General features: G+C 53.9%; 1 protein-coding gene and 1 pseudogene. Both read right to left on the reverse strand.

All coding sequences use genetic code 11. The features are described from left to right. A partial coding sequence (locus C8024_RS01005) for a TraU family protein (RefSeq protein WP_254305449.1) occupies positions 1-411 on the reverse strand: 411 nt, incomplete at its 3' end. A 175-nt stretch (positions 412-586) separates the two neighbouring features. After that, positions 587-844: pseudogene (locus tag C8024_RS22695) on the reverse strand (type-F conjugative transfer system protein TraW); the annotation flags it as partial.

Consider the following 844-nt stretch of genomic DNA (forward strand, 5'->3'; position numbering starts at 1 on the left):
GGCCCCGCCAATGGCCGATGGCCCTGAGATTGAACGATATCCAATGTCAAACCCGGGATCGATCTTGAGCCCGCCCAGATTGACAAAGCACCATGGCTTCATGCTGACATCGGCAAGCCGGACCGGCTCCCAGAACCCCATGGCAATGCCGGGTCGTATTCCGCACAGACAAACGGGCAAGGTAGGATTTTTAGGATCAGGTCTGCTTGATGGCCAGATATCAAGGCCGCCAATCGACAGCGGGAAAAGACACGACCAGCAGATATCGGTGATCGGATTGACAAATTTACCGGTGCAGCGGCCCGGCCCCGCATCGGCGCGAGCCGGGGCTGAGACAAGCAAGCTGAATGCCAGCAGACATAATAGTAATGCGGGCTTAAATCTGAATATTTTTGAAAAGCTTTTTGTCATTGGGTTGGCCTCCGCTTTTTGGACAGCGCAAACTCCCGGATGCGCAGCATCCGGCCCTGTTGATCGACCATCGCCGGTAGTGCTTTAATATCGAAATGCGCGGTCAGTTTTCCGCCTTGATCAAAATAGAATCGCCTTTGGCGCGCTTTCATCAACTTGAGCGGCGCGCCGTTCGTCAGAATGAGTTTCGCAGTCTTTGATTTTGCGCAAATGCCCATTCGAGCTGGGCTGGATCATCGCCGTCTAGAAATATCAATGCCGCGCGCAGAGGAACGGTATCGAGGGGATTGACCCTGGTTCCTTTGGCCCAGATCCTGCGTTTATCATGACCAAAAATATCGGCCTGCAATGTGATGGTCGGATCGAACAGGCGCGTTGTGGATTTTTCTGCTCTGATCAACCCCGCAACGGGTTTAGGCCGGTTTACCCTTGC

Origin of the sequence: Sphingopyxis sp. BSNA05, from assembly GCF_013265645.1 — a bacterium.
Lineage (GTDB): Bacteria > Pseudomonadota > Alphaproteobacteria > Sphingomonadales > Sphingomonadaceae > Parasphingorhabdus.